This window comes from Prevotella vespertina (assembly GCF_009728485.1).
Taxonomy (GTDB): domain Bacteria; phylum Bacteroidota; class Bacteroidia; order Bacteroidales; family Bacteroidaceae; genus Prevotella; species Prevotella vespertina.
On the sequence record NZ_VVIQ01000015.1, the window covers coordinates 46,270 to 70,138 of the forward strand.

General features: G+C 38.8%; 20 protein-coding genes. 10 read left to right on the top strand and 10 right to left on the bottom strand.

All coding sequences use genetic code 11. The annotated features are described in order from the left end of the window. Positions 1–31: 31 nt before the first annotated feature. Complete coding sequence (locus F0475_RS10980) at positions 32–943, bottom strand: phosphate acyltransferase (protein ID WP_155716662.1); 912 nt, start codon at positions 941–943, stop codon at positions 32–34. A gap of 146 nt (positions 944–1,089) precedes the next feature. On the opposite strand from F0475_RS10980, the gene F0475_RS10985 reads away from it, so the two are divergent. The 3 genes from F0475_RS10985 (at position 1,090) to F0475_RS10995 (ending at position 5,718) form a co-directional block, all read left to right on the top strand. Beyond that, on the top strand, positions 1,090–2,457 hold the full coding sequence (locus tag F0475_RS10985; RefSeq protein ID WP_394350005.1) for a toxin-antitoxin system YwqK family antitoxin: 1,368 nt from the start codon (positions 1,090–1,092) through the stop codon (positions 2,455–2,457). 171 nt (positions 2,458–2,628) lie between these two features. Further along, complete coding sequence (locus tag F0475_RS10990; protein ID WP_155716663.1) at positions 2,629–4,548, top strand: polysaccharide biosynthesis protein; 1,920 nt, start codon at positions 2,629–2,631, stop codon at positions 4,546–4,548. 42 nt (positions 4,549–4,590) lie between these two features. Beyond that, a complete protein-coding gene (locus tag F0475_RS10995; RefSeq protein ID WP_155716664.1) occupies positions 4,591–5,718 on the top strand; it encodes a nucleotidyltransferase family protein in 1,128 nt (375 codons plus the stop codon). A 377-nt stretch (positions 5,719–6,095) separates the two neighbouring features. Here F0475_RS10995 and rny read toward each other — a convergent pair whose 3' ends face one another. The 4 genes from rny to F0475_RS11015 form a co-directional block, all read right to left on the bottom strand. Next, positions 6,096–7,637, bottom strand: a complete 1,542-nt coding sequence (gene rny, locus F0475_RS11000) for a ribonuclease Y (RefSeq protein WP_155716665.1) — start codon at positions 7,635–7,637, stop codon at positions 6,096–6,098. 35 nt (positions 7,638–7,672) lie between these two features. Further along, the gene (locus tag F0475_RS11005; RefSeq protein WP_155716666.1) at positions 7,673–7,966 is read right to left on the bottom strand and encodes a cell division protein ZapA; all 294 of its coding nucleotides are present in this window, start codon (positions 7,964–7,966) and stop codon (positions 7,673–7,675) included. An 11-nt stretch (positions 7,967–7,977) separates the two neighbouring features. Next, positions 7,978–8,271, bottom strand: a complete 294-nt coding sequence (locus tag F0475_RS11010; RefSeq protein ID WP_155716667.1) for a hypothetical protein — start codon at positions 8,269–8,271, stop codon at positions 7,978–7,980. 66 nt (positions 8,272–8,337) lie between these two features. Continuing rightward, positions 8,338–8,970, bottom strand: coding sequence for a hypothetical protein (locus tag F0475_RS11015; protein WP_155716668.1), 633 nt, complete (start codon positions 8,968–8,970; stop codon positions 8,338–8,340). Positions 8,971–9,252: 282 nt separating this feature from the next. On the opposite strand from F0475_RS11015, the gene rfbA reads away from it, so the two are divergent. The 6 genes from rfbA to F0475_RS11045 all read left to right on the top strand — a co-directional run bounded on the left by rfbA (position 9,253) and on the right by F0475_RS11045 (position 16,660). After that, on the top strand, positions 9,253–10,125 hold the full coding sequence (gene rfbA, locus F0475_RS11020; protein WP_155716669.1) for a glucose-1-phosphate thymidylyltransferase RfbA: 873 nt from the start codon (positions 9,253–9,255) through the stop codon (positions 10,123–10,125). A 47-nt stretch (positions 10,126–10,172) separates the two neighbouring features. Beyond that, the gene (locus tag F0475_RS11025) at positions 10,173–12,677 is read left to right on the top strand and encodes a GumC family protein (protein ID WP_155716670.1); all 2,505 of its coding nucleotides are present in this window, start codon (positions 10,173–10,175) and stop codon (positions 12,675–12,677) included. A gap of 15 nt (positions 12,678–12,692) precedes the next feature. Beyond that, the gene (locus F0475_RS11030; protein ID WP_009435244.1) at positions 12,693–13,118 is read left to right on the top strand and encodes a BT0820 family HAD-type phosphatase; all 426 of its coding nucleotides are present in this window, start codon (positions 12,693–12,695) and stop codon (positions 13,116–13,118) included. Positions 13,119–13,775: 657 nt separating this feature from the next. Next, positions 13,776–15,005 carry a site-specific integrase gene (locus F0475_RS11035; protein ID WP_006043730.1) on the top strand — a complete coding sequence of 410 codons (1,230 nt, stop codon included), beginning with the start codon at positions 13,776–13,778 and terminating at the stop codon, positions 15,003–15,005. Between the two features lie 12 nt (positions 15,006–15,017). After that, on the top strand, positions 15,018–16,262 hold the full coding sequence (locus F0475_RS11040; protein ID WP_155716671.1) for a site-specific integrase: 1,245 nt from the start codon (positions 15,018–15,020) through the stop codon (positions 16,260–16,262). Then, positions 16,259–16,660, top strand: coding sequence for a hypothetical protein (locus F0475_RS11045; RefSeq protein ID WP_009227822.1), 402 nt, complete (start codon positions 16,259–16,261; stop codon positions 16,658–16,660). Before F0475_RS11040 ends, F0475_RS11045 begins: the two co-directional genes overlap by 4 nt. Positions 16,661–17,033: 373 nt before the next feature. Here the strand turns inward: F0475_RS11045 and F0475_RS11050 are convergent, their stop codons facing one another. The 5 genes from F0475_RS11050 to F0475_RS11070 all read right to left on the bottom strand — a co-directional run bounded on the left by F0475_RS11050 (position 17,034) and on the right by F0475_RS11070 (position 22,091). Further along, positions 17,034–18,227 carry a YncE family protein gene (locus F0475_RS11050; protein ID WP_006043736.1) on the bottom strand — a complete coding sequence of 398 codons (1,194 nt, stop codon included), beginning with the start codon at positions 18,225–18,227 and terminating at the stop codon, positions 17,034–17,036. 35 nt (positions 18,228–18,262) lie between these two features. Next, a complete protein-coding gene (locus tag F0475_RS11055) occupies positions 18,263–20,677 on the bottom strand; it encodes a TonB-dependent receptor (protein WP_155716672.1) in 2,415 nt (804 codons plus the stop codon). 4 nt (positions 20,678–20,681) lie between these two features. After that, positions 20,682–21,317 (bottom strand): TetR/AcrR family transcriptional regulator, encoded by a 636-nt coding sequence (locus F0475_RS11060; RefSeq protein ID WP_006043738.1) that lies wholly within the window; start codon positions 21,315–21,317, stop codon positions 20,682–20,684. A 184-nt stretch (positions 21,318–21,501) separates the two neighbouring features. Continuing rightward, the gene (locus F0475_RS11065; protein WP_006043739.1) at positions 21,502–21,804 is read right to left on the bottom strand and encodes a helix-turn-helix domain-containing protein; all 303 of its coding nucleotides are present in this window, start codon (positions 21,802–21,804) and stop codon (positions 21,502–21,504) included. Next, entirely contained in the window at positions 21,801–22,091 is a 291-nt protein-coding gene (locus F0475_RS11070; RefSeq protein ID WP_155716673.1) for a helix-turn-helix domain-containing protein, read from the bottom strand. The genes F0475_RS11065 and F0475_RS11070 overlap by 4 nt, the downstream gene beginning before the upstream one ends. A 481-nt stretch (positions 22,092–22,572) precedes the next feature. Between F0475_RS11070 and F0475_RS11075 the strand changes: the two genes are divergently transcribed. Next, positions 22,573–23,869, top strand: a 1,297-nt coding sequence (locus tag F0475_RS11075; protein WP_155716674.1) for a VapE domain-containing protein, incomplete at its 3' end; no start/stop codon positions are given.

Here is a 23,869-nt window from a genome sequence, read left to right on the forward strand (position 1 = left end):
TTATTGGGTTATATTGGGAAGGGTAATAACCTTATTTTACTATGAGACTTGCAAGTGCAAGACTATATAACTTGGAGGTAATAGTATCGCCTCTGCTAGGGAGAACTACAGGTGCCATTGTTCCTTGAAGTACACCTGCGACCTCAGCATGACAGAAGAGCGTGATAGTTTTATAGAATAGATTGCCCGACTCTATATTGGGGAAGATAAGTGCGTCAGCCTCTCCGTTGATAGGTGAGTTGATTTGTTTAATCTCCATTGCTTCCTTAGAGCATGAAGTCTTTAAATCTAAGGGTCCATCTATCTCACACTTACCGAAAACTCCTGCTTTAGCATCTTCTTTTAATGTTAGATAATTTGCCGTATGAGGGAAGTGTTTGGTATCGACCTTCTCGGAGCAATGTATTAGAGAAATCTTAGGACAAGTGATGTTGAAAGCATGGCAAAAGTCAACAAGATATTGTACTTGAGCTTTACGCTGTTCATCCGTAGGATAAGGAATCACAGCAGCATCAGTAAAGAATATTAGTTTGTTATACTCTGCTAATTTAGCAACAGCAATATGGGTTAAGACAGCCCCTTTAGGTAATATACCTAGTTCCTTATCTAATATAGCGCGTAGCAGGACATCCGTATTGACAAAACCTTTCATTATTATATCGGCTTGCTTCTCTCGGATAAGTGCCACAGCCTTACGTGAAGCCTCTTCTGGAGAGTCTACAATAATAGTTTCAAAGCCTTCCTTTTGTGCAAAAGTATTCCGTGTAATTTCAGAGCATATCAATATGGGCTTTATAAAACCTTCGTGGGCTGCTAATAAGACAGCTTCTTGTGTGTGGCTCTCTTCTGGCCATACAACAACTACACGTTTACAAATATGTTTCTCTTTGAGCAGACTTATTAGTTGTTTAAAGTCTTTGATACTTCTTTCTTTTTCTGGCATGTTCTGTTGATTTTTAAGTAGTAGTATGATAACGCAACAAAGATACTATTTTGTTTTGATATATAGATTCATTTTAAGGAAAAAACTGATTAAAATTCTTTTATTCCCATTAGTTGCAGTATATTTGCAGCCAAATTAGAGTCTATATGAAACGTCTACTTTTCTTTTTCTTAACGTGTATGGTTGTTGTTATTGGTTTCGCACAGACAACTAATCATTCGCCTATACCAAAAGATGCTATTTTCTATAATGCACGTTGGCAAGGAGTTGCCACGGCAAATAAGGCGGCGTATTATCGTGTTCTTACTATAGATAATAGAGGGGCTAAGATGTTCTATGACTATTACATTACGGGGCAGTTGCGTGCAGAGAAGCATTACATAAGCATCAATCGTCAAGATGATAAACTAACGAAGTTAGAGGGAGTGTGCCGTACATTTTATAAGTCAGGTAAGGTAGAGTCTGTAATGCAATATAAGAATGGTGTAGCTAATGGGCGTGCCCTTTCTTTCTTTCCTAGTGGGAAAGTCGGTATGAAACTGAATTATCGTAATGGTGTTTTAGATGGACCTTGTTATGCTTATAATGAACAAGGTAGGGTAGAGTACACGACTATCTGGCGTGACGGCTCTCGTATATCAGACTCAAAGGGAGGCAAAGATTACTATATAAATAAGGTGACGAATGAAGATGAGTTTTGTGAGCGGTATCGTGTAAGGGAGCGTGTAACCATGGCGCAATCTAGACAGGTAAACACATCAACTATTGATGACAAGAAGATTGAAAAGCGTGAAGCCCCTGCAAGTAAAGTTACATCTTCTACAATAAAGAAGGATGAGAGCCAGCAAGCGAATAAAGCATCAGTTCCTCAACAGAAAGTCTCCAAAGAAATGACAGAAGAAGAGCGATTGATAGCAGAGGTGAAATATCCTGATGCACCAGTGGATGTTACGGAATCATCGAAAGGTAATTCTTCGAAGAAAGAGAAGGTAAAAGCACCAACTATTGCAGATGAATGTTTGTTCCCATTCCCTTACTTATGTCACATCTTACTAGATGATACTGAACGTTTGAAGGATATACCCTCTTTGGTTGCATTGAGTAAAGTGTTTGCGTTGAAAGATTCACAAACCATCAATGGGTATAGTACTCAGAAAGAGATTATCTTCCATCACAATATGTATTATGATGAACAGAGTGGTCAAGATAAGGTTGTCGGTAAACAACCAAGACAAATAGGCTATTTAGGAACCTTTGTTGATCATCAATTAATGTTAGAACGCATCAACCTATTTACTTGGTCTTCAGATGAAATGTTATCATTTGCTCGACAAGCTATTGAGGCAGGTTATCATGTTTTGGGTGGAGGAGATTATCAGTCCTTAGATGGTAACTTTATCTTAGAGCCTAAGAGTTCGAAGGTCAGTGACGGTTCTCGATCAGTTCTTATTACCTTTACGCATCAGCCCAATCTTTATGGAGGTCTTTACCATATTCAAATGGATGTAAGATGATAAAATGAGGTGATTTTATAAAGTTGAGATAAATAAGTTGTGAGATATGTGGTGAATTGCAAATTTTTGTCTATATTTGCAGAATCAACGTAATTGTGAATTAAAGAAACTTCGGTGTGTCTCTTAGTCCTTTCTTTCTGATACACTAAATGTAACGACAACATATCGAATATGAAAGTAATTGAGAAACTTTGGAATTGGTATTTATCTGCCAATGCTTTGCCTTATTGGGTTATTTTAGCCATTGATATCTTTATCTGTTATTTCTCAGGTTTATTCGTCTTTTGGTTGTATTCTCATGGTGCTTTGGCTTGGAGTTATATTGCATTGTTCTCTAAGACAATCCTTATTTACATGATCTTCAACCTGATAGGTTTTAGAATCTTCCATACCTATTCAGGAATCATTCGATACTCCTCTTTTGTTGATTTACAACGTGTAGGTTTAGCAATGTTATCTTCTTTAATTGTTGCTGAAGCCATGCATTATGTTATTTATTATTGGGATCTTGATTTCATTCGACTTCAAGGACGACAGATTGCGGCAATGTATCTAGTTGCTACAATTGGAATGATGTTGTTTAGAATTGTTGTTAAGTCTCTATATGATGTTCTCTTCAATACGGGCGGTGGTATGCGTACGCTCATCTATGGTGTGAAAGATGGTGGTATCGGTTTAGCCAAGAGCATTCGAAGTAGTAAACCTAATAAGTTTACTTTGAAGGGCTTTATTGCTCATGATTCAACTTTCAAAGGACGTATCTTGATGGGAGAAAAGGTCTATATAGTAGATGATGATTTGGCAGAAATTATTAGGGAGTTGAAGATTAAAGCAGTCTTAGTTTCCCCTTTACAGAATGAGCGTTTCCGTGATGACCAAAAGCTACAAGATGTCTTGTTAAGTCAAGGCGTCCAGATCTTTATGAGTGAAGGCGAGAAGGAATGGAGTCAGGATGATGATTATTCAAATGTACAACTAAAGGAGATTAGTATTGAGGATCTTCTCCCACGTGATCAGATACGTGTCGATATGGATTCTATCGGTGCTCTCCTGCGTGGGAAGAAGATTATGATTACTGGTTCTGCAGGTAGTATTGGTTCTGAAATGGTGCGTCAGATTGCCATTTATAATCCTGCCGAATTGATACTTATTGATCAAGCCGAAACGCCACAACATAATATTCGATTGATGATGCACTTTGAGTGGCCTAACATCAAAGCACATACAATCGTTGCAAGTATTGCTAATGCTGATCGTATGGAAAAGATTTTCCAAACTTATAAGCCTGATTATGTGTTCCATGCCGCCGCTTATAAGCATGTGCCAATGATGGAGAATAATCCATCAGAGAGTATTCAAAATAACGTTTGGGGAACGAAAATTATTGCGGATTTGAGTGTTAAGTATGGCGTAAAGAAGTTTGTTATGATATCTACAGACAAAGCTGTAAATCCAACGAATGTGATGGGTTGCTCTAAACGAATCTGTGAGATATATTGCCAAAGCTTAAACAAAATAATTAACGAACAAGCTAATGGTAAACCTGTGACGCAGTTTGTAACAACTCGTTTTGGTAATGTATTAGGCTCTAATGGATCTGTTATTCCTTTGTTTGAAAAGCAGATTAAGTCAGGTGGCCCTGTTACGGTTACTGACCCAAAGATTATTCGTTTCTTTATGCTTATTCCAGAGGCTTGTAAACTCGTGTTGGAAGCTGGTACACATGGTAGTGGAGGAGAGATATTTGTCTTTGATATGGGTAAACCCGTAAAGATAGCAGATCTAGCGAAACGAATGATAAAACTCTCTGGAGCAAAGAATGTTGAGATTAAGTATACTGGTTTACGTGCAGGTGAGAAGCTTTATGAAGAAGTTTTGAGCACAACAGAGAATACTCTTCCTAGTTTCCATGAGAAGATTCGTATAGCAAAAGTACGTGAGTATGACTTCAAAGAAGTTGAGGCTCAGATTAATTCCCTGATCTCTTTGAGTCACACCTACGATGATATGGCTATCGTTGAAAAGATGAAAGAGATAGTACCAGAGTATGTAAGTAATAACAGCAAGTATTCTGTTCTCGATAAACACTAAACTTTCTTAGGAAAGAAGTATGAGAATGAAATCATTACTGCGATGAACAATAATAGAAAAGATTCTACTATTATATTTTTTGAGTTCCTTAGGTTTTGTCTAAAAGAAGATAGTACTGAACCGCAAAGCCTAAAGGATATGGATTGGGATGCCTTGTATGATTTTGGCAGGAAACAGGCTATCTTAGGTGTTTTATTTCATGGTATTAAGCGATTGTCTTCTTCTGAATTTCGACCAGATAGAAAACAAATACTAAAGTGGTATGCGGCTTGTTCTTTTATTGAACAGGCGAATAGGCAAGCTTATAAAGATGCATCTGATCTTACAAAGTTAATGCGGGATAAGTTTGGTGTTCGGAGTTGTGTCTTAAAGGGACAAACTAATGCTTTGATGTATCCTGATCCTTACATGCGTACTTCCGGAGATATTGACCTTTGGACAGATGCGAAAACTATTGATATTATTCGTATCTCTCGACAATTAGATAAAAAGGGAGAGATTGGTTATCATCACATAGAACTTTCTTATTATAAGACTCCCGTTGAAGTTCATTTCTTTCCATCCTTTATGGGGAATATATGGCACGAATATAAGCTGCGACGTTTTTTCAATCAATGTAAACAAGCACAATTTGAGAAGTTATCTGAACTCCCTAATGGGTTAGGAAAGATATATACACTAACAGATGAATTTAATCGTGTTTTTCAGATGTCTCATCTTATGCACCATTTCTTCTTTGAAGGTATTGGATTACGGCAAATGATAGATTACTACTATCTATTATTACGTGGATTTTCAGAAGAGGAACGTCTACAAACAATAAAAGTCTTTAAGCAAGTAGGCATGTATAAGTTTGCTGCTGCCGTGATGTATATAATGAAAAATATGTTCAACTTACCAGAACCATATTTATTAATGAAACCTAATGAAAGAGTTGGTAAGGTTCTTGTATCAGAGATTCTTCAAAGTGGAAATTTCGGGTTCCATGATGAGCGGTATTCTTTTTCAGGAAAGTCTGTGTATAGTCAGTATTTCTTAGAAATATATCGTAATTTACATTTTGCTCTTGATTTTCCTTCTGAAACTATTTGGGGACGCCCTATCTCTCGTTGGTGGCACATGCTATATAAAGCACTTTTACGTCGTCAACTGCGTAAGAGTCTACAATAATTCTTTTTATTAAGATGATAAATCCAAGCGTAATAGGCAGTATAAACTTACCAGTCTATTCTTTGTCTGTTATGTTGTTTCTTATAAGTGTTTGCCAAAAGATATCCTGGGAATAATTTATTCTGTTTCTCCAAAGTACTTGTAATATTTATTCAATGCTTTTGTAATGTTTCTCTAGGATATTTGTAATATTTCATTAAGAGATTATTTTCTGTAATCTAAGGAAACATTGTAGGTATAATTAGTATAGTTAGAATAAGATAGTAGACGATGGAATTTCTCTATGACTAAGATGTTAGAAAGGGTAGAATGAAGAAATGCACCCCATGAACTGAAGTGCATTTCTTTATTATCGAAATAGATAAAACTATTTATCGTTACTTTGCATAAGCAACAGAACGGGTTTCACGAATTACTGTAATCTTAACCTGACCAGGATAAGTCATTTCGTTCTGAATCTTCTCTGCAATTTCAGAACTTAGTTTCTCGCTCTCTACATCGTCCATCTTATCAGCACCAACGATGACACGGAGTTCTCGACCTGCCTGTATTGCGTATGTCTTTGTCACACCTGGATAGCTCATTGCAATAGCTTCCAAATCATTCAAGCGCTTAATGTAAGCTTCAACAATCTCACGACGGGCACCTGGACGAGCACCAGAGATAGCATCACAAACCTGAACAATTGGTGCAAGAAGAGTTGTCATCTCTACCTCATCATGGTGGGCTGCAATAGCATTGCAAATATCTGGTTTCTCTTTATACTTCTCCGCGAGCTTACCACCATAGATTGCGTGTGGTAAATCAGTCTCCTCATCTGGGACTTTACCAATATCATGCAATAAACCTGCACGCTTTGCCTTCTTTGGGTTTAAGCCTAACTCACTTGCCATAACTGCACAAAGGTTCGCTGTCTCACGAGCGTGTTGGAGAAGATTCTGTCCATAAGAAGAACGATATTTCATCTTACCAACAATGCGAATCAACTCTGGATGCAAGCCATGAATACCAAGGTCGATTGCCGTACGCTTACCAGTCTCAATGATTTCATTATCAAGCTGCTTTTTGACTTTTGCGACAACCTCTTCAATACGTGCAGGGTGAATACGTCCATCTGCAACTAGCTGATGAAGTGCCAAGCGGCAAACCTCACGACGAACTGGGTCGAAAGCTGAAATTACAATTGCTTCTGGCGTATCATCAACAACGATCTCTACACCTGTAGCAGCTTCCAAAGCACGAATATTACGACCTTCACGACCAATGATGCGACCCTTTACCTCATCGCTATCAATATGGAAAACACTTACAGAGTTTTCGATAGCAGTCTCTGTTGCAACTCGTTGTATAGTCTGAATAACTATTTTCTTTGCTTGTTGATTCGCATTAAGTTTGGCTTCATCAACAATCTCATTAATATAAGAAGCTGCATCCAACTTCGCTTGATCTTTCAAGCTTTCAATCAAACGTTCCTTTGCTTCTTCAGAGCTAAGTCCTGAAAGTTCTTCTAACTTAATACGCTCCTGCTCTTGCATCTTTTCAAGATCCTGTTGTTTTACCTGTAACAGTTTCTTCTCATTGTCAACACGCTGTTGCTGCTGATCAACATCCTGCTTATGTCGATTGAGCTCCTCTTGACGCTGATTAAGAGCAACCTCACGTTGCTTTAATCTATTTTCTCCTTGTTGTATCTTGAGTGTGCGTTGTTGAACTTCTTTTTCAAGCTCGCTCTTTTTGTTAAGGAACTTCTCTTTGACTTCAAGTAATTTCTTTTCTTTTATTACTTCTGCCGCTTTCTCTGCCTCACTTATAGTGTCGTTGTATTTTCCTGTAAGGATATAGCGGAAAATAGCAAATCCACCAGCACAACCTGCAGACAAACAAAGCACAGCTATTACAACTGTAACAATTGGACTCATTTATTATTCTTTTATTATTTTAGTTAATATTCTCGTTATTTCTTTAATACTTCTTCGATTTCTGAAGTGAGTTTACCGAGAATATCATTGAATGGAGCCGTATCATTGCGTACTCCTTCTTTCTTATATTTCAATGCAATATCAAGCATTGCCATATACATAATATCCTTATCCCCTTTTTTACCTTTGAAAAGAGTAGAATAAGTATTGATAGTATCAGTAATTAATTTGGCTGCAGAACGATAATACTCCTCATCGTCGTGTGGAACGTTTACAGAGAGTTCTGTATCATAAACATGCAGTCTTATATGTAGTTTATCGTCTGCCATTATATTCTGGATTATTTCTCACTTAGAAGTGTTATGCACTTGTTAACATCCCGGATTAGTTTGGCAACACGCTTTTGTGCACCTTCCATATCACCATCAGTTACTTCGAGCATCTTTGCCATCTTTAACGAATTATAGTTAGCTTCTGCTTGAGACAACTCTTCTTGGAGCTGTTTAATTTCCTTCTCACGTTGATCAACAAGTGTGTAAAGTTCATCATTTTCTTTCTTCAGTTCTGCATACTGAAGAATCATCTGACGCGCACGAGTTGCAAACGTATTGAGAGTTTTCTCATTCGAATCCATAACTAACTTATTCGTTTTGGCTACAAAATTACATTAAAGTTTCTGTTTAAGCAAATATATACCTAATTATTTTGACTCTGCTTGTTCTGCAGGTTTAGGTTCTTTCTTTGCTAAAGTTACAATCTGATAAACGAAATCAGTAGTCCATTTTCTACTAAAGCGCAGTCGCTGATTATATTGTCGAACCGCTACAACTGCTTTGATTACACCAGCATCAGAGAAGTCATTTTTATCGTAAATATCATTTACGGTCTTCTCCGTCATTGTGTATATAGCTTTTTTGAAGAAGCCTGGAACACGTAATTTGAATTTCATCAAATTGCCAATTAACATCATTAAGTCTTGTGTGAAGCCTTGGAATTGATAAAGATAAGGCTGTACATCTTGCATCTTCTTACAATTCTTTTTAATACTTGCGTCTATTTCTTCAAAGAAATTATCATCAACTTTATATAAACTTTTCATGGTTTTCTTAACACTAGCCATTTCACCTAATCCCAACTTATTATGTAGGGTTGGAACATGGAATGTTTGTTTATATGTGCGTAAATCAGGGAGCATTGCCAAGTTGTTGATACCTAGGCGAGAAGCAAGTACTGCTTGAAAATAAACCCTAATAAGAGTCATATAGTCTTCCATACCTCCAGACTTCGCTGTTTCATCCCCACTTTTATTAAAAAGCTTTGAAAAAAATCCCATTTCTTATATCTTGTTTTTAAGTTATTACAATGTAATTAAATTATTTATTCGCTTGCAAAGTTACTAAAAAAAACAAGAAAACACATTCTTAATGTATGTTTTCTCATTTACAGTTATTTTAATTAAATTAAATTTGTTATCTTTGCATGCGTTATATATGCATCGTTGAATGAGGAATTATTTGCATGATAAACTCATAAGAGCTGACCTATTCAATTCCGTTATTCTTCTCTGCTCATAATAGCAACTAAATTATAAGTTAAGATATAAAACGAACTGATTATGAAAGGAATTGTTCTAGCTGGTGGATCTGGCACTCGTCTCTACCCGATAACGAAAGGAATAAGCAAACAACTTATTCCTATATTTGACAAGCCAATGATCTATTATCCTATATCGGTATTGATGTTGGCTGGGATCAGGGAAATTTTAATTATTTCTACGCCACATGATTTGCCTGCGTTCAAACGATTACTGGGAGATGGTAGTAGTTTTGGGGTGCGATTTGAATATGCAGAACAACCCTCTCCTGATGGACTTGCTCAAGCGTTTCTTATAGGTGAAGAGTTTATAGGAAATGATTCTGTCTGCCTTGTTTTAGGAGATAATATTTTCTATGGTGCGGGCTTTAGTAGTCTGTTAAAGAATAGTGTTCAAAGGGCTGAAGAAGAAAATAAAGCAACAGTGTTTGGATATTATGTTAATGATCCTGAGAGATATGGTGTTGCAGAGTTCGATAAGAATGGAAAGTGTCTTAGTATAGAAGAAAAGCCAGAGCAACCCAAGAGCAATTATGCTGTTGTTGGACTTTATTTTTATCCCAATAGTGTTATTGATATTACCAAACAGATTAAACCTTCTGCACGCGGAGAACTAGAGATTACGAGTGTAAACCAGAAATATCTAGATCAAGATATTCTGATGGTTCAAACTCTTCAGCGTGGTTTTGCATGGCTGGATACAGGTACACATGATAGTTTGTCTGAAGCCAGTACTTTTATTGAGTGTATAGAGAAAAGGCAGGGACTTAAGGTTGCATGTTTAGAGGAGATAGCGTACAAGAAAGGATGGATAACAGCAGATCGTTTGAAAGAAGAAGCTCAACCGATGGCCAAAAACAATTATGGGAAATATCTACTTGAATTGATTGATTAGAATAAGATACGAGTCTTGTTAGCGGATGAAACAAAAATAAAACAAATATGGAAGAAACGACAAAACTAGAACTAGACAAAGAACAAGAGAAGGAAGGCGTAACTTCTTTCTTTGACTTTGCTGCTCTTTATCGAACCATAATTCTTAATTGGTATTGGTTCGTACTTTCACTAATTATCTTTGGTGGAATTGGAGCTATTTATTTAAGGTACACCACACCTTTGTATCAATCAACAGCAAAATTGCTCATTAAAGATGATGACAATGGAAGTAGTAGACGAGGTTCTTCGTTACAGAACATAACTAACTTGGGAACAATCTCTAATTCCGCTGGTATCGATAATGAGATGGAGATTCTTTCATCACATTCTATTGCTGAAGATGCTATCCGAGATTTAAAGTTGTATGTGAATTACACGACAGAAGGAAAGGTTAAGGATGTTATAACATACCGTGACCAACCTTTGGTTGTAGATATTGATGCTGCCCATTTGGATAGACTGAATAGACCTATCAATCTTAACATTACAAAGAATGGTTCTTCATTTGTTGTTAATGGAACATATTCTGTTCCAACAGATGAGGAAAATAGTGAAGGTCCTTTCTCTATTAATAAAAAGTTTACGAGTCTGCCAGCAACAATCCCTACACGTGCAGGTATTATTACCATTAATTCTAATAATGGTAGAACTTTACATGAAGGTCAAGTTCTAAAGGTTAGCATTCTTTCTCCTAAAATGGCATCTGATAAGTATGTAGGTGAATTAAAAATAGGTCAAAGTGGGAAAGGTACTTCTATCTTACAACTTCAATTGACTGATGAGGTTCCTCAACGTTCTCTTGATTACTTGAAGCAATTAGCAATTGTTTATAATCGTCAAGCAAATGAGGATAAGAATGCTGTTGCACACCAAACAGAGAAGTTCATTAATTCACGTTTGGAGAAGATTAATGCTGAATTAGGTAAGACCGAAGGTGAGCTTCAGAACTACAAGCAAAAGAATGGCATGGTAGAACTGAAGATGAATGCTAGTAATTCTGTTTCCAACCAGAATACATCAGAGCAGAAACTTGCAGAAATGGAGACTCAAATTGAGCTCTTTAATACGATTGCTCGTGAAGTAGAAAGCTCTTCACGCAATTTAACACAAGTTATTCCATCTAATGTAGGATTGGATGATGAAAGTTCTACTTCTTTGATTAATAAATACAATGAGTTAGTTCTTGAGCGTAATCGTCTTCTTCGTAGTGCATCTGAGAGCTCACCAGTTGTTGAACCTCTCACGGATCAGATTCGTGATTTAAATGTTAATATTCGACGTGCTATTGCTGCAGCACGCAAGAACTTACAGATTCAGAGAGATGCAGTTTTAGCGCAGGTTACAAAATACACAGATCAAGTAGAGGAGACTCCTCAACAGGAACGTATGTTGACACAGATTGGTCGTCAGCAGGAGGTGAAGTCAGGACTTTATTTGATGTTACTTCAAAAGCGTGAAGAAAATAGTATATCTCTTGCAGCAACAGCCGACAAGGGAAGGTTGATTGATGATCCACAATTGAATGGTAAAGTAAGTCCTAATTCAACATATATAATGTTGATTGCTCTTGTCATTGGTTTGGCTATTCCTGTGCTTATCATTTTAATCATACAATTCTTCCGCTATAAGATTGAAGGACACGATGATGTTGCACGTCTTACCAAGTTACCAATCATTGCAGATATTGCAATTGCAAGTAATTCGGCTAAGGGTAAGGCTGATATCGTTGTTCATGAAAATCAGAACAATCAGATGGAAGAAATATTCCGTTCTCTACGAACGAATCTTCAATTTATGTTGCATGAAGGTGAGAAGGTTGTTCTTTTCACATCTTCAACCTCTGGAGAAGGAAAGACATTTACAGCAGCCAACCTTTCTGTCAGCTTCGGGCTTCTTGGTAAGAAGGTTATCTTGGTAGGTCTTGATATTCGTCGTCCACGTTTGGCAGAACAATTCGGCATTAACGATCACAAGCATGGTATTACCAATATTCTTGTGAAAGATAATCCGAATAGAGAAGATGTTGAGGCACAGATTCTACCTTCTGGAGTAAATAAGAATTTGGATCTTCTCATGGCTGGTCCAGTTCCTCCTAACCCTGCCGAGCTTATTGCGCGCAATTCTCTTGATACGATTATTGAGATTCTGAAAGAGAAATATGATTACATCATGATTGATACTGCGCCAGTTGGTTTGGTAACTGATACTCTTCAGATTGCACGTGTGACAAACGTTTCAGTTTACATGTGTCGTGCCGATTACACTCCAAAGGCATCTTTTGCAATGATCAATTCACTTGCAAAGGAAGAGAAATTGCCTAACATGGCTATGGTACTTAATGGTGTTGATATGTCGAAGAGAAAGTACAGCTACTATTATGGCTATGGTAAGTATGGAAGATATGGGCGTTATGGGCGATATGGTGGCTATTCTTATGGTAGTTATGGTAACTACGGAAATTATAGCAACAGCCATTATGGAGATAAAAATGACCATTCTGTAAAGCGATAAAATTAAAGGTTAAGAATGATAATAGCTATTGATTTCGATGGAACCATCGTAGAACATAGATATCCTAAAATCGGTGACGAAATTCCTTTCGCCACCGATACTTTGAAGATGTTAATCAAAGATGGTCATCGCTTAATCTTATGGAGCGTTAGAGAAGATGACTTACTCCAAGAGGCGGTTGATTGGTGTCACGCACGAGGCGTTGATTTCTGGGCAATCAATAAGGATTATCCAGAGGAAGAGAAAGAGAAGAATAATCATTTCTCGAGAAAGATTAAAGCTGACATGTTTATTGATGATCGCAATTTCGGAGGATTGCCTGATTGGGGAACTATCTATCAGATGGTGACAAATCATGAGACATGGGAAAGTCGAAATTTCTCTAATCATTCACTTGAAGATCAAAAGCCACCCAAGAAAAAGCATTGGTGGAATTTTTAATTAAGTAGTTAGGTTGAACAGAGAGGATATTCTTTGTTATTATATCCTCAAATGTTGAACAGTCAATTAACACGTTAACTATTTATTTCTCTATAATGAGCTCAGTATTGTACTGGGCTCATTCTTTTTACCTCTGTTTAATACCTTTGTTTAGTATCATTTCATATATCTTCTTACTTACTAGCTATCCTGTATGGATTCTCAACTTGTGTATAGCTTTCCTGTAAACTTACAGAACGATTGTCTACTTATTCAGTTAATGTAACAGATAAGTGTATAGTCAAATCAGGGAAAGTTAAAGGATTAAGTTATACACGTATGTATAACTAATTATACACACGTGTATAATTGATTATACAAAGCTGTAACTAATTAATGAAAAAGAAGAGATATCGAAGCTGATGTAAACTAACTGATAATGAGAGAGAAACGAAATGATTTGCATAATACTGCTCTGTTTGTAAAGGGCAGGAATATGCAGATTTAGGCAGAAGTTCAGTTACCAGAGCGTTACCTTGTTTTGATGTAGGTAACGATGGTATAGCATTCGGTAACTGAATTATTTTCGCTAGTGTGGCTGTTGCTTTGGTCAGCAGTTTTCTGCGTATGTGAGGAACGCTTTAATTCGGGTAATTTTGCCCACAAATATTAAAGCGTATGAAAACAGAGAAAATGAAGGTGTTGCTCTACCTTAAAAAGAGCGGGCTTGACAAATCGGGGAAAGCTCCGATTATGGGACGTATTACCATTGGGCGTTCCATTGCCCAGTTCAGTTGTAAACTCTCCTGCAATCCTGACTTATGGAATTCACGTGAGAGCAGAATGGATGGCAAGAGCCGTGAGGCGGTAGAAATTAATGGGAGATTGGAGAATCTGTTGCTTTCCATTCAATCTGCCTATCAGTCGCTAATTGCCAAAGGACAGCCATTTGATGCAACTGATGTAAAGGAACTGTTTCAAGGCAGTGTACAGGCAAGATGTATGCTTATCGAGAGGCTGGATATGCTCATCAAGGAGAAGGAAAGCCATATCGGTATAGACATCAAGGAAGGGTCTATGTACGCCTATCATTCCACTCGGAAACGATTACAGGAGTTCATTCAGAGGAGGTATCATGTTTCGGATTTGGCTTTCTCGCAGCTTACAGAAAGCTTTATCTATGAGTTGCAGGCGTTCTGTCTCGGTGATCTCGGTCATCAGCAAAGCACATTTTTCAGAGTTGCAGCAGATTTGAAGACCGTCTGCAGGCTAGCTTATCGTGAGGGGTTGGCTGATACGCTTCTGTTTGACAAAGTCCATATAGAACGGGGAGACAAGAAAGCGCCCAAGACTCTCGACCAAGAAGCATTGGACAAGTTGAAGGCACTCCGTTTTGATGAATTGGAAGAAGAAATGGAAACCGCTCGTGATGTGTTTCTCTTCGCCTGTTATACCGGTGCAGCCTATTGTGATTTGATAGAACTAAGCAAGAAGCATCTTATCCGTGACGATGAGGATTGTCTTTGGTTAAAGTTCAACCGACAGAAGACAGGTGTGCTTTGTCGTATCAAGCTATTGCCCGAAGCAGTTCAATTAATACAGAAAATGCACAGCGATGAAAGGGAAACACTGATCCCTTACTTCAAATATTCCACTTATCAGTCCTGTCTCAAAGCCTTGCGATTACGGTCAGACATTTCTTTTCCCTTTACTACGCACACTGCAAGGCATACCTTTGCCACACTTATCACATTGGAGCAGGGCGTACCTATTGAAACGGTGAGCAAGATGCTCGGACATACGAACGTAAGTATGACCGAACGTTATGCAAAAGTAACACCGCAGAAACTCTTTGAGGAGTTTAACCGTTTCCTTTCTTTCACCGAAGATTTGCGTTTAACCATTTAACCAAGATTTTTTATGAGAAGTACATTTAAGATACTGTTCTATATCAACAGACAGAAAATAAAGGCAGACGGCAAGACCGCCATTCTCTGCCGTATCACCATAGACGGAAAAAGCATCGCCATTACCACAGGCGAGCAGTGCAAATCCTCCGAGTGGAATAGCCGACAGGGACTGACAACCGACAAGAAAACCAATCAAAGAATCGGCGAGTTCAAAGAACTTGTAGAAAAGACCTATCAGGAGATATTGATAAAGGACGGAGTGGTAAGTGTGGAACTGCTTAAAAACCGTTTGCAGAGGATAGCCACCATGCCGACAACACTTCTTGCCATGAGCAAAGCAGAACTGCAATCCGTTAAAGAGTGCGTGGGCAAATCGAGAGTTGAGGGAACCTATCAGAATCTTCTCTATTCAGATAAGTTACTTACGGAATTTGTAAAGGATAAGGGAATGACGGATATAGTCATAGCCACTATAACGGAAGACTTGTTTGAAGAATACCGTTTCTATCTGAAAAGACGAGGCTTGGCATCAGCAACCATGAATCGTTATCTTTGTTGGCTGAGTAGGCTGATGTATCGTGCGGTCAGCCATAGGCTCATTCGTTGCAATCCTTTTGAGAATGCCAAGTATGAGAAAGCGGAACAGAAGATACGCTTTCTGCAAAAGAGCGATGTTGCCAAACTCATGGCATTGAGAGTAATTGATAAGGAAGCAGAACAAGCAAGGCGGATATTTATCTTCTCATGCTTTACGGGCTTGGCTATTGCTGATATGAAACATTTGCAATTTGGACACATTCAAACGGCAGCCGACGGACAGAAATATATCCGAAAAGAACGGCAGAAGACAAAGGTGGAGTTTGTTGTGCCCCTGCACCCGATAGCGGAGGCCATCATCGATCAATGTAAGGAAGAACTACCCAGCATGAAAGAAATGCAGACAGTGAAAGAAAAAGGTGACGACTTTATCTTTCACTGTGCTTGTAGCCGTAGCGTGATGAGTGCAAAGCTGAGCATCGTGGGAAAGGCTTGCGGTATCAGAGAACGGTTGTCCTATCATATGGCAAGGCACACTTTCGGTACAATGAGTTTAAGTGCAGGGATACCCATCGAGAGCATTGCCAAGATGATGGGGCACGCCTCCATATCAAGCACCCAAATCTATGCACAGGTGACGGACAATAAGATTTCTGAGGATATGGATAGGTTGATAAGGAAACATCAGACAAAGGAAACGAAGGAGGAAGCCGTATGAATACCTATCACTATCAAACTAAAAAAGACCGTAGCTATTTCGAGTGGGGCGACAATATGCAAATCATTCGCAAAGGCAAAGGTAAAATCGCCATGACAGAGAGCGAACTGGTAGATTTCTTCGGTGTAACATGGAGGAAGCTCAACCATCGTCTGCAACTTCTACTAAAAGTCTCTCCCCTGCAACCCGACGAAAGGGATACAGGGGAGCAGGAAGTCTACGTGAACGGACGACTGCGAGGTTATGCTCCGCTTTATCCACTCACAATCATCATCGCCTTGTCTTATCAATTGGACAGTACGGAAGCACACTTCTTCAGGAAACATGTATGTCAGAGATTGCAGAAACCTACATCCATAATAACACCGATATTCTTAATAGGAAAGACGGATACCTGATGATTATATTTTCTTTTTCTTTCATTGATTATATCTTACTACATAACTACAATAAGGTATAATACGTTGAAAGAAAAAGGATTAAAAATTTTTATTGATATACGAATATTCTTTCAATTATTTACTACGCTACTACAAAAAAAAGATTTTTATTAAAACTGAATTGACAGTGTATAAAAACTAAAAGCACAACCATGAGAATTTATAGTTTATAACACATAAACTAAAAGAGCCGTATCAAACCCTATAATGAGTAACGATACAGCTCTTTTCCTTGTTTTGAGGAGGTTAAAGTTTCTAATCAAGAAGTTCACATTCTTTTAGATGTTGGGGTTATGTCCCAATAAATATCATAAGTAATATTCTATTACAACTATTTAAGCTCATGCAACATATAGGGTGCTCCGGAAACCTTTACCTTCAATTTTTCATAGCTTCCATCTTTCATGTGATAGACAAAATAACCCGTACCTTGGTCTGTTGACATGCCGAAGATGATGTCATTGCCCGACTTGCAAATGGATGCCGCCCAGCCTGTAGTTCCTGAGAAGTTCATCTTCTTGCAAGTCTTATCATAGAGATTAATCTCAAAAGGCTGGAACGATTTATCATGAACGTAATCAGGTGGGTTGCTTGCTGCCCCAGGAATATTTAGGTATCCATAAACCTTTCCGTTTCCACCATATACCTTATTATAGGCATATGAAGTTTTACCTCCTTTTACACCATCCAGATTTACATCTGCAAGGGTAAAGCAATAAGACTTGTCAAACTCCTGTTCTCCCTTCTTAATGCGCAAGAAGCCTTCCTTTGCCCCCTTCTGATAACCGAACATTCCTACGCAATAGAAATAAATATCACCCTTCTCGTCCACAAACGGATCACCAGCAGGTGTTCCACTGGACGACATCGTGACGCGACTGTCACTAATAAGTTTTATTGGCTTGTCTGTTTTCGTGTCAATTAATGCAACATAGGCTCCAGTTTCGCAAGAATAAGCAGACTTCATTTGATTCAGAGACACATATAAAATTCCATCTCTGATAACAGAGGCACACGGTTCAGGATTATTGTCACCAGAGGACTTTCCCAAGGAATAGTCGGATAAGTCTATTTCTCCTGTCTTCGTCATTGAGGATGGGTCAATAATCCACACCTTTCCAATACCAAGGCAAGAAACATATGCCTTCTTATTGGATGCGAACGTGATGTACGTTGCCTTAGCACCACTTGGAAATACCATAGTCGTGCCCTCTTGGACGAGCTTGCCATCTTTTGGTGCATATTTGTAGAGGTGTTCCGTGTCAGTCACATATACCTTGCCACCATGCACAAATGAAAATGCACCCTTGGCAAACACCAAAGCATTGTCCGTATTGAGCGAACCAGCTGTCAAGTCTTTGAACAGACTGACATATGTGTTCTCTCCAATATTCACGCTATGCACAAATCCTGCCTCGGACTTTGCTGGTGGTGTTGGAGGAACATCTGGAGTGTCTTTACTACATGAGGAAAGACCTGATAACACAAGCAGCGCCGTGGCTGCGACTAAGAAATAATGTTTCATTTTGACTATAAATTTTTGAAATGAATAATAAGAATTTACATACTCATAGCTCCTCCTGAGACTTTGTCTCGGAACAGATTAAAACGCAATTTAGCCTTAAAGGTTCTGCCTTGCAGTGGCATTTTGAATTCCATGTAGTTCTCTTTGTCAAAAATATTTTCGACCTCGAAACTCAGAGAAACATTGTTATGCCAAAATGACTGTTGAAGCCCTATGGTAAACACATCGTTGGAAGGAATGATCCATTTCTTTCGTTGGTCGGGCAGTGTGCTCATTTGCCAGCCCCAATCGAATTCTCCGACATGAGAAACATCAACATAAACTCTGGACAACTCTTTCTTTCCCAACAAACCTTCAACGTGATATTCCATGCCATAGTTGTAATAGAATGAAGGTATGTTGGGAACATGCTTGTCATACGTAGGATTATCCGAACCTTTCTCATCGTTTAACCATTTTTGACGGTCTCGAATGTCCTGCAATGTAAGATTAAAGTATGCATAGACGTTTGGGGTTATATCTACCTTTAAGTCAGTATCGAAACCAAGCGTACTTGTCTTTCCTAAGTTTATGTATATGGAACGGATGTCAGCGGGGAAAAGTCTTATCATATTCTTCATATACATATAATAAAAATTTGTTTCCCATTGCACACGAGTAAGCCCCAATAGATTTCTCTTGTCCATGATGACCCCAATGTTCAAATTATCTCCAACTTCTGGCTGAAGATTTACAGAAGGTTTGATACTCATTCCGTTTCCGAACAATTCTCCCGTATTAGGAATTCTTACATTGTGTGAAAACGAGATTTTTCCCCTCACACCTTTCCACAATTCATAGCTAAGCCCTTCGCTAAAGCCATAATACGTTTTGTTCACGTTGGTCTGTTGGGGAGCGAATACGCTTTCTGTCTTGTCTTTTGACAAAGCATCGCTTGTTCTATAGATTTTTGACTTCAGATAATAGATGCTTATTGTCAAGGAATTCTGAAAGCGATTATTAGAAGAAGCAAACAAATAACTTAGTCCGATGTTGTTTGAAGTCATTTTGCTGGGAAATGAACTGGGGTCGAAGCCAAGGTATTCATTCATACGATCGTCCTTAGGTCTATAGTCCGAGAATACGAATTGATCATTCAGATTGAAAGTATGTCGTCCAAGTGTATATTTCAAGTTAAATTTATTTCGCAACTCAAATTGCCGGTCATGGGACTCGTTGAAAAGATTATCCTCTGTCTCCCCATTAGCTGGCGTGACCGTCCCATTCCATTGCGTTCTTGTAGTTGCCGTATCCGTCATGTTAGAACGTATGATGGGAACAACAAGTGTGTTTTTCAGCTCCAAATCTTTGAAAATGAAATTTTTCTTCTCCATATTCAAAGTAGGCATAATATTAAGACTTTTTGTATAGGCATATCGAGAGTCAAAGTTGAGAGACTGTATGCCTTTCTTATTCCTGTAAAAAGCACATTCCAAATCCAGTTTGTCGAAGTATTGCTTTCTAAAACCTATGCCCACATGATAGAATTCTGCGTCATAATAGTCATTGTTTCGTCTCACCTTTCTGTATTCAGAAGCAGGTAGATTAGTCTCAAACACTGGCCATGACATCATATAATTGTTCTTGGATTTGTTCCTGAAGAAAGCAATATTGAATAATATTCCAGATTTTGCAAAAAGTTTCTGGGCACTTGCAAGTGTCTTGAATGTCCCGAATGATGCCAATTCCTGCGTAAAACCTACTAGGTCACATTCATCCTCTCGTGTCACTATGTTGATAGCACCACCAAGTCCATCACCGCCATATTCTGCAGGAACGATTCCTTTGTACACCTCTATGTACTTAATTACATCAATCGGAATATCGTTAATATCAAAGGAACCGTCAGGGCTATTTAAAGGAAATCCATTGATGTAGACAGCGACTCGCTTACCCTCCAGCCCATGTACAGATATGCGAGAGGCACTTCCTAATCCGCCTGACTTTCTCACCTTGATGCCAGACGTTCTTGTGAGAATTTCTTCTATACCGCTTGAACGTCCCCTCAACTTGGATCCGTCCACTACGGTTACAGCCATAGGACTCTGCCGAATGCGGTTTATTTCCGCCTGCTGGGAAGATCCCCTCACTACAACTTCGTTAAGGACGTTCGCTGATGATTCTAAGAAAAAGTCTTTTGTGATATTGCCGTTTAACACAATGACTTGCCTTACTCGTTTATATCCAACAAATGAAACCTCAACGATACATGTTCCATTTGAGAGAATGTCAATTTGATAATTGCCTGTTTTGTCAGAAACTGTTTTCTGTTTTGTGTTTTTGATTGATATGTATGCCCCAGATATGGGAAGTCCTGTTTCTTTATCTATGATTTTCCCACGTAATATATTTTGGGCAGACAAAACTGTTGTACACAAACACAGTATCGTTACGATGAATAATCTGTTCATAATTTTATGGATTAATGAGTTCTCGCCATCCTGCCGTATTATAGCGTATGTATTCAGATAAGACCTGTTTTACCTCTTCCTTGCAGATTTCTGTGCTTGAGACAATCTCTCCGATGATCGTTACCCATGTGGAAGAGGAAATCCGAAAGAATAGTGACGAAACTTTTGTTTGTATTTGTGGATAGACTTTTTGCATTTGATCAATATATTCTTTACTTATTGCAACTTGTTCTTCGATAAAATTTTCACGGAAAAACTCTACAGAAGTACCTTTTGATTCAAAGAGTAATAACTTTAATTCTTCTTTATATAAGAAAATTATTTTAAGCGTTTCTCTTAGCAAATCTTTTTGATTTTGTATAGAGAAGTGAAGTTTATCTGTTTTGTTATGTTCTATGCGATAGGAGGACATCCTTTCATCCAAGACTATAAGTAAAGGTCTAAGGACAGTATAAAAAATATCATCCTTTGTCTTAAAATAATTGTATATATTACCTAAGGTAACTCCCGATTTTGCCGAAATTGTTCGCATCGAAGTTTTTCTAAAGCCATTTTTAATAAATTCATTGCGAGCTGCTGCGACAATCTTGTTTCTTATATCTTCTTTTAATATTTTCATTACTATTTTATTAACGGACATCGTTCAGTTTTGTTCATAAAAAAAAGCGTACTGTTAAAAAACAGTACGCTCCTTTTATTGTTGCCTTTATGCGGCTGTGTGATATTTTCATCATTAATTCAATTTTGGATACAAAGGTATGGGAAGAATTCTATACTGGCAATACTTATTAATAGGTATTTTTAATCGAATTATAATACTAAATTCAAATGGACTTAAAATAGTAATTCTCCTCCAACATCCTTTCCAAGTCCGAAGCCTTGTAGAGTATCTTCCCTGCAAACTGCGTGTAGGGTATAATCTTCCTGTCTCGGTAGTCCTGCAAGGTGCGGGGACTGATATACAGCCGCTCGCACACTTCCTTTCCTGTGAGGAAAAGTTCGCCTGCAAAGAGTGGCTTGTGTGTCTGTGCCACTTCCACAATCCGTTTTCCTACACCTCTCAACGCTGAGACAACCAGCTGCATCTCGTCCGTCTCCATGTTCAAGTCTCTTGCTGTTTCCATCATATCTGTCTGTTTTTAGGTTTGTTCAATTTCGTAAGAAGCAATGCTTCCACATCCTCGCGCTTGTAATAGCACTTGTGTCCGATTTGCGTAAACGGCAGCACGCCCGTATCACGATAATGCTGCAAGGTGCGTTTGCTGATATTCAGCAGCTGGCACACATCGCCGTTGTGCAGCCAGTCCGTGTGCTTGCTTTTCTCTCCGAATGCCTTGTAGCAGCATTCCGCAAGGCTCAAGATTTCATCCCGAAGCTTTGCCCAATTGGTTTCCGTAATGATGTAATAGTTCATAATCATATTTTGTTATTGTTTATTGTTTGTTGTTTCAGGTCCTTCCTGTTTCCATCGGCAAAGGTAATGACGTGCGTACACCTCTCAAAGCCGTGAAGAACAACAGGGAAGGATCGGGAAGAATGAGGAAAAAGCAATCCACATCATCGGTTCGCATTTGCGTTTTCCTGCCCCGTCTTCTTCTTTTGTTGCAAAGACAATGCAAGCGAGTACAGAGGAAAGTTCACTTATCCTTTGCCGAGCGCAGCTTGTCTTATGCAAAATTAATATCGGGCATTTCTTATTCCATCACTTTTCATTCAAGTGGCAGTTGTGGCGCTATGACAAGGACAAAAGAGACAGATTGATGTTCTTGCCACTGCACAAATGAGGTTAATAAGGTAATCAAAGCAAAAGAGTGCATCTGAAAGCAAACAACGACATCCGTATTTCTACTAACCTATCTTTCCTGTCATCCGTTTTTTGCTTAATGAGGCGATAAATGCTCTTTTTAACAGCCTGTTTCCCTAAGAATTTTGCAGCAGACAGATGCAACATTATGCAAGAAGGCTTTGAATGCTTGGAAGTTACGCATTCTCACCCTAACTTCACTCTTGGAAACCAATTCAAGGAAATAATGAAAAAGAACGCAGATGCAGGCAATATAGATAACAGAAGAAATCCTCATCGCAGGGGTAGCTCATCCAAGAACGCAGAGATAGAAAACTACCTCTCCACACACTACGAGTTCAGATACAATACAGTATTGGGAAGAACCGAATACCGAAGTAGGAACAGCGGCATATATACAAAAGTCGGTCGTTATGAAATCAATACGCTCCGCAGGGAACTTGATTGCGATGAAGGCATAGCGACTTCCTCCGATAATCTCTACTCCATTATCGAGAGCAGCTTCTCTCCCCGTATCAATCCCGTGCAGGAGTATTTCAAAGCATTGCCACTGATTGATATAAGTGATAGCAGTAGCTGTGATGGTGAGAGTTTCAGGGATAGTAATGTACTTTACCTTTCACCAAAAGCGATTCTCGATTTGGCAAGCTGCGTTGTTGTCCGTAATTCTAACAAATGGTTGCCGTATCTTACCAAATGGCTTGTGGCGGTGGTCGCCAATGCGATGAACGACCGTGAGTGCCGCAACCATACCTGCCTTGTGCTGACAGGCGAGCAGGGCAAGTTCAAAACTACATTCTTGGATTTGCTCTGCCCGTCCAAACTGCACGGTTACAGCTATACGGGCAAGATATATCCACAAGAGAAGGATACACTTACTTATATCGGTCAGAACCTTATCGTAAATATAGATGACCAGCTCAAAGCTCTCAATAAGCGGGATGAGAACGAGCTGAAGAACCTCATTACCTGCCCGATGGTCAAGTACCGTATGCCGTATGACAAGTATGTAGAGGAGCATCCCCACTTGGCAAGCTTCGTGGCATCGGTGAACGGCAATGACTTTCTTACAGACCCTACAGGCAGCAGACGGTTTCTACCCTTTGAAGTGCTTTCCATAGATATTGAGAGAGCAAAAGCTATCTCGATGGACAATGTCTATGCGGAAGCCAAAGCCCTGTTAAAGTCAGACTTTCGCTATTGGTTTGATGATGATGAGATTGCCGAACTATATAGGGAGAGTGAAGACTTTCAAGTACAAACTGCAGAGATGGAGCTTTTGTTGCGTTGTTTTGAAAAGCCAACGGAGGATGAAAGATATTCGTTAATGACCACTACGGAGATACTTACCTATCTGGGTATTTATACCCACCAGCCACTTGTTGCCA

What these genes read in the sequence shown, in the direction of transcription:
- F0475_RS10980 (WP_155716662.1), bottom strand. Translation starts at nt 943, where the DNA reads ATGCCAGAAAAAGAAAGAAGTATCAAAGACTTTAAACAACTAATAAGT.
- F0475_RS10985 (WP_394350005.1), top strand. Translation starts at nt 1,090, where the DNA reads ATGAAACGTCTACTTTTCTTTTTCTTAACGTGTATGGTTGTTGTTATT.
- F0475_RS10990 (WP_155716663.1), top strand. Translation starts at nt 2,629, where the DNA reads ATGAAAGTAATTGAGAAACTTTGGAATTGGTATTTATCTGCCAATGCT.
- F0475_RS10995 (WP_155716664.1), top strand. Translation starts at nt 4,591, where the DNA reads ATGAACAATAATAGAAAAGATTCTACTATTATATTTTTTGAGTTCCTT.
- rny (WP_155716665.1), bottom strand. Translation starts at nt 7,637, where the DNA reads ATGAGTCCAATTGTTACAGTTGTAATAGCTGTGCTTTGTTTGTCTGCA.
- F0475_RS11005 (WP_155716666.1), bottom strand. Translation starts at nt 7,966, where the DNA reads ATGGCAGACGATAAACTACATATAAGACTGCATGTTTATGATACAGAA.
- F0475_RS11010 (WP_155716667.1), bottom strand. Translation starts at nt 8,271, where the DNA reads ATGGATTCGAATGAGAAAACTCTCAATACGTTTGCAACTCGTGCGCGT.
- F0475_RS11015 (WP_155716668.1), bottom strand. Translation starts at nt 8,970, where the DNA reads ATGGGATTTTTTTCAAAGCTTTTTAATAAAAGTGGGGATGAAACAGCG.
- rfbA (WP_155716669.1), top strand. Translation starts at nt 9,253, where the DNA reads ATGAAAGGAATTGTTCTAGCTGGTGGATCTGGCACTCGTCTCTACCCG.
- F0475_RS11025 (WP_155716670.1), top strand. Translation starts at nt 10,173, where the DNA reads ATGGAAGAAACGACAAAACTAGAACTAGACAAAGAACAAGAGAAGGAA.
- F0475_RS11030 (WP_009435244.1), top strand. Translation starts at nt 12,693, where the DNA reads ATGATAATAGCTATTGATTTCGATGGAACCATCGTAGAACATAGATAT.
- F0475_RS11035 (WP_006043730.1), top strand. Translation starts at nt 13,776, where the DNA reads ATGAAAACAGAGAAAATGAAGGTGTTGCTCTACCTTAAAAAGAGCGGG.
- F0475_RS11040 (WP_155716671.1), top strand. Translation starts at nt 15,018, where the DNA reads ATGAGAAGTACATTTAAGATACTGTTCTATATCAACAGACAGAAAATA.
- F0475_RS11045 (WP_009227822.1), top strand. Translation starts at nt 16,259, where the DNA reads ATGAATACCTATCACTATCAAACTAAAAAAGACCGTAGCTATTTCGAG.
- F0475_RS11050 (WP_006043736.1), bottom strand. Translation starts at nt 18,227, where the DNA reads ATGAAACATTATTTCTTAGTCGCAGCCACGGCGCTGCTTGTGTTATCA.
- F0475_RS11055 (WP_155716672.1), bottom strand. Translation starts at nt 20,677, where the DNA reads ATGAACAGATTATTCATCGTAACGATACTGTGTTTGTGTACAACAGTT.
- F0475_RS11060 (WP_006043738.1), bottom strand. Translation starts at nt 21,317, where the DNA reads ATGTCCGTTAATAAAATAGTAATGAAAATATTAAAAGAAGATATAAGA.
- F0475_RS11065 (WP_006043739.1), bottom strand. Translation starts at nt 21,804, where the DNA reads ATGATGGAAACAGCAAGAGACTTGAACATGGAGACGGACGAGATGCAG.
- F0475_RS11070 (WP_155716673.1), bottom strand. Translation starts at nt 22,091, where the DNA reads ATGAACTATTACATCATTACGGAAACCAATTGGGCAAAGCTTCGGGAT.